Source organism: Tychonema sp. LEGE 07196 (assembly GCF_963890365.1).
In the GTDB taxonomy this organism is placed as follows: Bacteria; Cyanobacteriota; Cyanobacteriia; order Cyanobacteriales; family Microcoleaceae; genus Microcoleus.
On record NZ_CAWPRX010000148.1, the window covers coordinates 1 to 6,306 of the forward strand.

Below are 6,306 nucleotides of genomic sequence, written 5' to 3' on the forward strand. Positions count from 1 at the left end.
TTCTCATCACCCAACCAAAAACTCCAAGAATACCCGGTTTCTCGCCCTCGTAAATCTCAGAAACCGGGTTTCTCTCTATATTTCTCATCACCCAACCAAAAACTCCAAGAATACCCGGTTTCTCGCCATCGTAAATCTCAGAAACCGGGTTTCTCTCTATATTTCTCATCACCCAACCAAAAACTCATAGAAACCCGGTTTCTCGCCCCTTTCGTAAATCTCAGAAACCGGGTTTCTCTCTATATTTATCGTCACCCAACCCAAAAACTCAAAGATGTCAAATGGGTTCTATAGCATTTCAAGCGAAAGATGAGGTGCTGCGGGGCATAGGCCCGCGCCGGCCAAACCGGGCTACCTCACAATGCTTGAAAACCGCTATAGCTCTAAAAAACGATGACTGAGAACATCCTGACCGTCTTGAATGACAAATAACAAATAACAAATAACAAATAACAACTAACAAATAACAAATAAATGGCGTTTGTACTTGACAAACGCCATTTTATAGAGTTACAAACGCGGCGTTTTATCTTGTTTAAACGACGCTAACCATTGGCGAAGTTCGTTGGCCGCAATCTCGCGCCCGCCCAAACCAAAGGCTAGAGCAATTCCAACTGCGATCGCCCCTAGCAGCAGCCCGAAAGCTAAATTCACAATATCGCTGCCAATACCCATTTGTTGCAGCGCTAATGCTGCCACAAAAGCAATAATCGCGATGCGAGCCGTTTGGCCCAACAACCGCGCTTGGCGAGTTCCAGAACTAGCAATCAAACTAAACGCTAGGTTCGCCAAATACAAGCCGATCGCAAATACCACCAAACCGGCCAGCACTCTACCTGCAACCAGCACAATACCGCTGACAATCGCCGTCAGCGCCGGAATCCCCAGCACGTCGGTAGCGGCAACCACAGCAAACAGCATGATGCCTACCTGCACCACAATGCCGACAAATTGCGAAGGCGTGCGGGCCGGCAGTTCCGGTTCTTGCAGAATCGTTGCTTCAGGATCGATCGAACTCGGCGGTAGTCGCAGCGGCTGTTTCGGCTGCACTCCCAACCAAGAAAAGACATTGTTAAACCCAATTCCGGTGAGGATATTAGTCACCAAATCGCCAATCCAGCGCCCCAAAATGTAAGCAACTGCCAGAATTATGGCTGCTGTGAAAATGTTGGGAAGCGCGCCCAGAATCGTGTTGAGCATCGCGATGGCCGGCAGCGAAATCGCTTGGATGTCCAAAGCGTTCAAAGCTGCGATCGCCGTGGGAATCAAAATCAACACGTAGACGATCGTACCGATAATCCACGACAGCGATTGTCCGCCCGAACTCCGGGAAATACCAAACCGAGCGCCCAAACTGTCCGCCCCAGCAGCAGCCAGCAGATTCGTAACAATCCGCTGCACCACTTGAGCCAGCAGCCAGCCGATAAACCCAATCAGCAAAGCTTCCAGGATTTTCGGAATTGCCGCCAAAATTTGGTTGAGCAAATTATTAACTGGTAGCAAAGCCTGCTGCAAATCCAGCGATTCGAGAACCAACGGCAAAAACAGCAGAAAAATGAACCAGTACAGCGCATTCGCCAGAGTCTCGCTCAGCAGCAAAGGATTCTCGCTTGGTGCAGTACCCACCTGCTGGTTCAAGCGCTCGTCTACGCCAAAAGTCCGCATCGCCCGCGATAGAGCCAATTTGGCAATTGTCGCCAACACCCAAGCAATCCCCAGAAAAATTAGGGCTTTGGCTAACTTCGGCAAAGCACCAGCAATTTGATTGAGAAAAGTATTGAGAGGTTGCGAGACAGCCGTTAAATTGAGCCGGTTGAAAAAGGCAACTAGGAAAAAGATAAAAATGATCCAGAATACCGCAGCGGAAATCCATTTTTCCACTTGCGGGGAGCCTTCTCCTGCAGGACGGCCAGTAATCCAACCAGCCAGTCGGTTGTCTATGGTAGTCTTCTTGAGCAATCCCCCGACTAAAGATGAGACAAGGGCTGATACGATCAAGCCAATTAGCAGGATACCGATGGCCCAGAGGAGATTTTCCAGGTTTGAACTCACCACAAAATCGTTAAATCCGCGTTCGGCATCTGTCAGAGGATTCGGGGTGGGTTGGACTTGCGCCAAAAGGCGTAGCGTAGCGGGGCGTAAGCCATCGGACATAACCGCTATTGGACTAGATATCTGTTGAGTTATTTCTTGCCAAGTTTGATTCATTTTTTTCTCAGGTTGATGTCACATTTGACAAGGCAGATAAAAAACTGTCAGAATACGCTTCTAGCTTGCAGGTTTTCATGTCAATTCGTCAAGTTTTCGAGCAATCAATTGAAATTGGCGCTGCAGCCACCTTGGTGGAGCGCTGTATAGTCGATCGCACTTTGATGCACAAGTGGCTCAATCCCATGCTGCGCTGCGAACCCGAGGGCGAGTGGGATACTGCTGTGGGAAGCCGCAGCTTGTTCATCATAAAAATTCCGGTTTTGCAACCCACTTTAAACAGCGTGGTGTTAGAGCGACAACCCGGTTTAATTGTTTGGGGGTTTGACGGATTTTTCCAAGGGTGCGATCGTTGGGAATGCCAGCCCCACATCCAAGGAACTCTTTTGATTAACCGCTTTGAATTTCAAATCCCCAATCCTTTAATTAGATTTGGTTTCAATAGCTTTGCAGCTTCTTTGACAAAAAAAGACATGAAAGACCAACTCCGCCGACTCAAACGAGTAGCGGAGCAATTATCTCAAGAAATTAGTAATAGCTAATTGGTATTATTTACTTCCCAGCCCCCGGTGATGAATTTGGCTGACAAATCATTTGTCTTGCTTGACCAGCAGTATTTTGCAAAGCTGGGGAATTCTTATAGATATCCTGCATATCTTGCAAATCTTTGATGACTCGCTGATAGATTACCATCGCTTGATCTCCATTCACTTCTAAAGCGGCAGGCCCGTAATTTTGAATCACTTCGATCAGCGATATTTTGCCATCTTTAGAAGCTGCGACTAAAGCATCGCGCAGTGCCGGCGCGCTTTGCAGCCGAGTTGTCGGCGTATAAGCAACCTCGCCCAATTCTTTGAAAACAATTTCCCCAAAATAAGTATTTGCCAACCGCATTACTAATTGGGAATCTAAAGCCACTTCTCGCGTTAATATTTCGCGCACCGCCTCCGGTTTTTGTTTGGCAAGATTCAGAACGCTTTGCAGTTGAGGTGATGCTGTGCCGGTTTGTGCAAAGCTTTGCAAGTCGCTCATCGGTAAAGTTACGTCAACAGCACCGTATTTTACGGTAACATTGTCTAGTGCAAAGGCTTTGGCGCTGCTCAGAAATACTGCACTTGTCGAGAGCAAAAGTGCCAAACCTAATGATAAAGACTTTGACATTCTTTTGGTAAAATCGGCTGACTGCGGTTGCATTTTGTTCGGATAACTTTGTTGAAACTTAAAGTTCATGGGTTTGTGCCTCTTTACGTCAAAATACAGTTTCGATCGATCGTCTCTGCGGGTATCTGTCGAGAAAGTCGAGTCAGGAGTTCCGTAAATGACATAGTATTTTACAGTCAGGTCGAGCAAATGTAACCTATCAAAAGATAGGTGTTAATTTCTCGGTTATATGTTATGTCCAGATTTGCAAAAATTCGATCGAACTTTGTAAAACTTATCGAGTGTAGCTTGGGGTGCGATGTTGTGCGATCGCCCATTTAAGTTAGTTCCGATCGAGCCTTGCGAGCAATTGGCGAATTGCAGCAGCATCCTCAGCATTCGGAGCATTTGTCAGGTATAGTTCCAAGTCGTGCCGCGCCTCAGCAAAACGCCCAATTTGATAGAAAAGAATTCCGCGATCGCGCCTTTCCAACAGCGCATTGGGAAACAACAGCAAAATCCGTTCGATCGCCCCCAACACCCTCAAAGCATCACGCTGTTGCAAATAAATCGCCTTCAAATTTCCCAGCATTCGCCCCAACAACTGCCGCGTACTTACCGGGGCTAGAAAAGCCGGTTGCAACTCCATCGGTTGACCGTAAATTTGAGAAAGTCTCCCTTGACAATCTTCAGGAAATAGTATCTCGCCACCATTAAACGCATCCACAAAAATCCCAGCATCTTCAAAATCCGGCTTAATTAAAAAATGTCCCGGCATCCCAATCCCCACCATCGGAAAATCAATGCGCTTAGCCACCTCCAAATAAACCAGAGATAAAGAAATCGGAATCCCAGTACGGCGATCGAGCACTTGATTCAAAAAGCTATTGCGGGGGTCATAATAATCAGCATCATTCCCAGAAAATTCCAAATCTTCATACAAATAGCCGTTAATAGTTTGAATGATCCGCAGCGGATAATTCTGTGGCGGGAGGCGCAAACGCACTCGATCGGCGATCGAATCGAGAACATTTAAATACGCTTGAAGCTCTAAATTCGGGTATTCCTCCAAAGCCACATACAAAGCAGCTTTCGCCAGGTCGATCGAGTTGTCGGGCTGACTAATTTCTTGGTAAAAAAGTTGTCGGGCGATCGTCAAATCCATAATAATAATTTACTCAACATTAATTAACATTTTATCCGCATATCCTGTCACCCAAAAACCCTCAACAAAACCTCTCTTTTCCTCCTCTCTGCGTTCTCTGCGCCCTCTGCGGTAAAAAAAACAGCATATCCTGTCACCAAAAAACCCTCAACAAAACCTCTCTTTTCCTCCTCTCTGCGTTCTCTGCGCCCTCTGCGGTAAAAAAAACAGTTTTGTATGTAACGCACACCTTCAAATCCCGTGACTTTTACCAATCACCCAACTGCGGCGAAAAATCCTAGCCAGAGTCGATTCTTCCAAAGCAAAATAGATAGGTCTGCCGTGAGGACAAGTACGCGGATTGCGAGTTTGTTGCCATTCATTCAACAAATTTTGCATTTGGAAAAGACTCAAAGAAGTGCCGTTGCGAATAGCGCTGCGACAAGCAGTAGCAACTTGAGCAGCTTGCAAATCTGCGACTTTACTGAGCTCAAAAAGCGCCGCCGCACAGTCATCTCGATCGGCTAACAATTCAGGAACTTCTCGCGCCGCCCATAGCTGTTCGCCAAATATTTCTACTTCCAAACCCAAGCGGGATAAATTCTCAATTTGCAGCGCTGATAATTGACTGAGAATTACTGGTTTTTCGAGATGTTTTAGCTGCCAAGCCGCACACAATTTCTCGTACAAGACGCGCTCGTGAGCGATGTGTTGTTCTATCAACCACATTCCGCTGGAATGTTCCGCCACAATGTAAGTATTGTGAACTTGTGCGATCGCCCTCAGTTCCATCAATCCTATTTTAGGATTTTTTGGATCTTCGTCGCCTTCATCGTTTTGCCGATCGCCAATTCCTACACTGTAAGCACTTTTTTGTTCCGATGCCTTCAGCAATTGTCCCACGCGATCGGGAATATGTGGCGCTGGCAAAACTTCATCATTCAAGTGCAAAGCCCGATCGATTGCCGCGCTAACTTGTGATTGCCAAAAACTCGGATCGTGCAGATAAATTTCCGCTTTAGCCGGGTGGCGGTTCCAGTCGATTTCTGAGGGGGAGATTTGCAGGTGAACAAAACACACGGGATAGCGATCGCGCGGACAAGTACGGGCGAAGGCGCTGAGAATAGTTTGCTCTAATTCGGGCGATCGCACAACCCGCCGGTTCACCGCCACCTTCACCCAATCCGGCCGCCTGCGGTGACAGCGATCGGGCAAACCAATTACTAACTCCAGAGATTGGGAATTAGGAATTGGGAATTGGGCATCGGGCATTGGGAATTGGTAACTCGCCCCTGTTTTTGACAACAATAATTGCGCCTGTGCGAAACTATCTGGCGATTTATTCTTTTCAGAAACTGAAGGCAAATCTAACTTTAAATATTGCAAATCGCTTGCTCGCACGCCGCGCACAAATTGAGGTAAAATTTGTTCCGCTGTACTGCTAGGAGTGACGTAGAAACAAGCAGTATTTCCTTGACGCAACTGCCAATTAACGTGCGGGTGACAAATAGCAATTTGCTGAATGATTGATTGGATCGATCGCATTTGCTGTGCCGGAGTCAAAAAAGTGCGGCGCACAGGCCAATTGCCAAACAAATCAGCCACACTCACCACCGTACCAGGCGCGATCGCCACTGTTTCCACCTCCACAGCAACACCTGTCCTGCTGTAAACCACCCGCCAGCCCGATCGAGCATTTTCAACTGCTTCCTTCTTAAACGATGAATTCTCAACTCCCTCCCTTAATAAGGGGGGGCTGGGGGGGGGTGAATTTGGGATTGAGCAATATTTCTAGCTGGTTCTGCTGTTTGTTG

At 47.1% G+C, this 6,306-nt stretch carries 4 protein-coding genes and 1 pseudogene; 1 reads left to right on the forward strand and 4 read right to left on the reverse strand.

The window, feature by feature from the left end:
- Positions 1–510: 510 nt before the first annotated feature.
- Positions 511–2,208, reverse strand: coding sequence for a mechanosensitive ion channel (locus AACV78_RS17110; protein ID WP_194010061.1), 1,698 nt, complete (start codon positions 2,206–2,208; stop codon positions 511–513).
- 77 nt (positions 2,209–2,285) lie between these two features.
- Here AACV78_RS17110 and AACV78_RS17115 point away from each other — a divergent pair, with 77 nt between their 5' ends.
- The gene (locus AACV78_RS17115) at positions 2,286–2,750 is read left to right on the forward strand and encodes an SRPBCC family protein (protein ID WP_194010060.1); all 465 of its coding nucleotides are present in this window, start codon (positions 2,286–2,288) and stop codon (positions 2,748–2,750) included.
- A gap of 10 nt (positions 2,751–2,760) precedes the next feature.
- On the opposite strand, the gene AACV78_RS17120 is transcribed toward AACV78_RS17115, so the two are convergent.
- The 3 genes and pseudogenes from AACV78_RS17120 to mutL all read right to left on the reverse strand — a co-directional run.
- Positions 2,761–3,438, reverse strand: a complete 678-nt coding sequence (locus tag AACV78_RS17120; RefSeq protein WP_194010059.1) for an alpha/beta hydrolase — start codon at positions 3,436–3,438, stop codon at positions 2,761–2,763.
- A 253-nt stretch (positions 3,439–3,691) separates the two neighbouring features.
- Positions 3,692–4,513, reverse strand: coding sequence for a SirB1 family protein (locus tag AACV78_RS17125; RefSeq protein ID WP_194010058.1), 822 nt, complete (start codon positions 4,511–4,513; stop codon positions 3,692–3,694).
- Between the two features lie 231 nt (positions 4,514–4,744).
- A pseudogene (gene mutL / locus AACV78_RS17130) lies at positions 4,745–6,178 on the reverse strand (DNA mismatch repair endonuclease MutL); the annotation flags it as partial.
- Between the last annotated feature and the right edge of the window lie 128 nt (positions 6,179–6,306).

Coding starts and splice junctions, on each gene's coding strand:
- AACV78_RS17110 (WP_194010061.1), bottom strand. CDS start 2,208: ATGAATCAAACTTGGCAAGAAATAACTCAACAGATATCTAGTCCAATA.
- AACV78_RS17115 (WP_194010060.1), top strand. CDS start 2,286: ATGTCAATTCGTCAAGTTTTCGAGCAATCAATTGAAATTGGCGCTGCA.
- AACV78_RS17120 (WP_194010059.1), bottom strand. CDS start 3,438: ATGAACTTTAAGTTTCAACAAAGTTATCCGAACAAAATGCAACCGCAG.
- AACV78_RS17125 (WP_194010058.1), bottom strand. CDS start 4,513: ATGGATTTGACGATCGCCCGACAACTTTTTTACCAAGAAATTAGTCAG.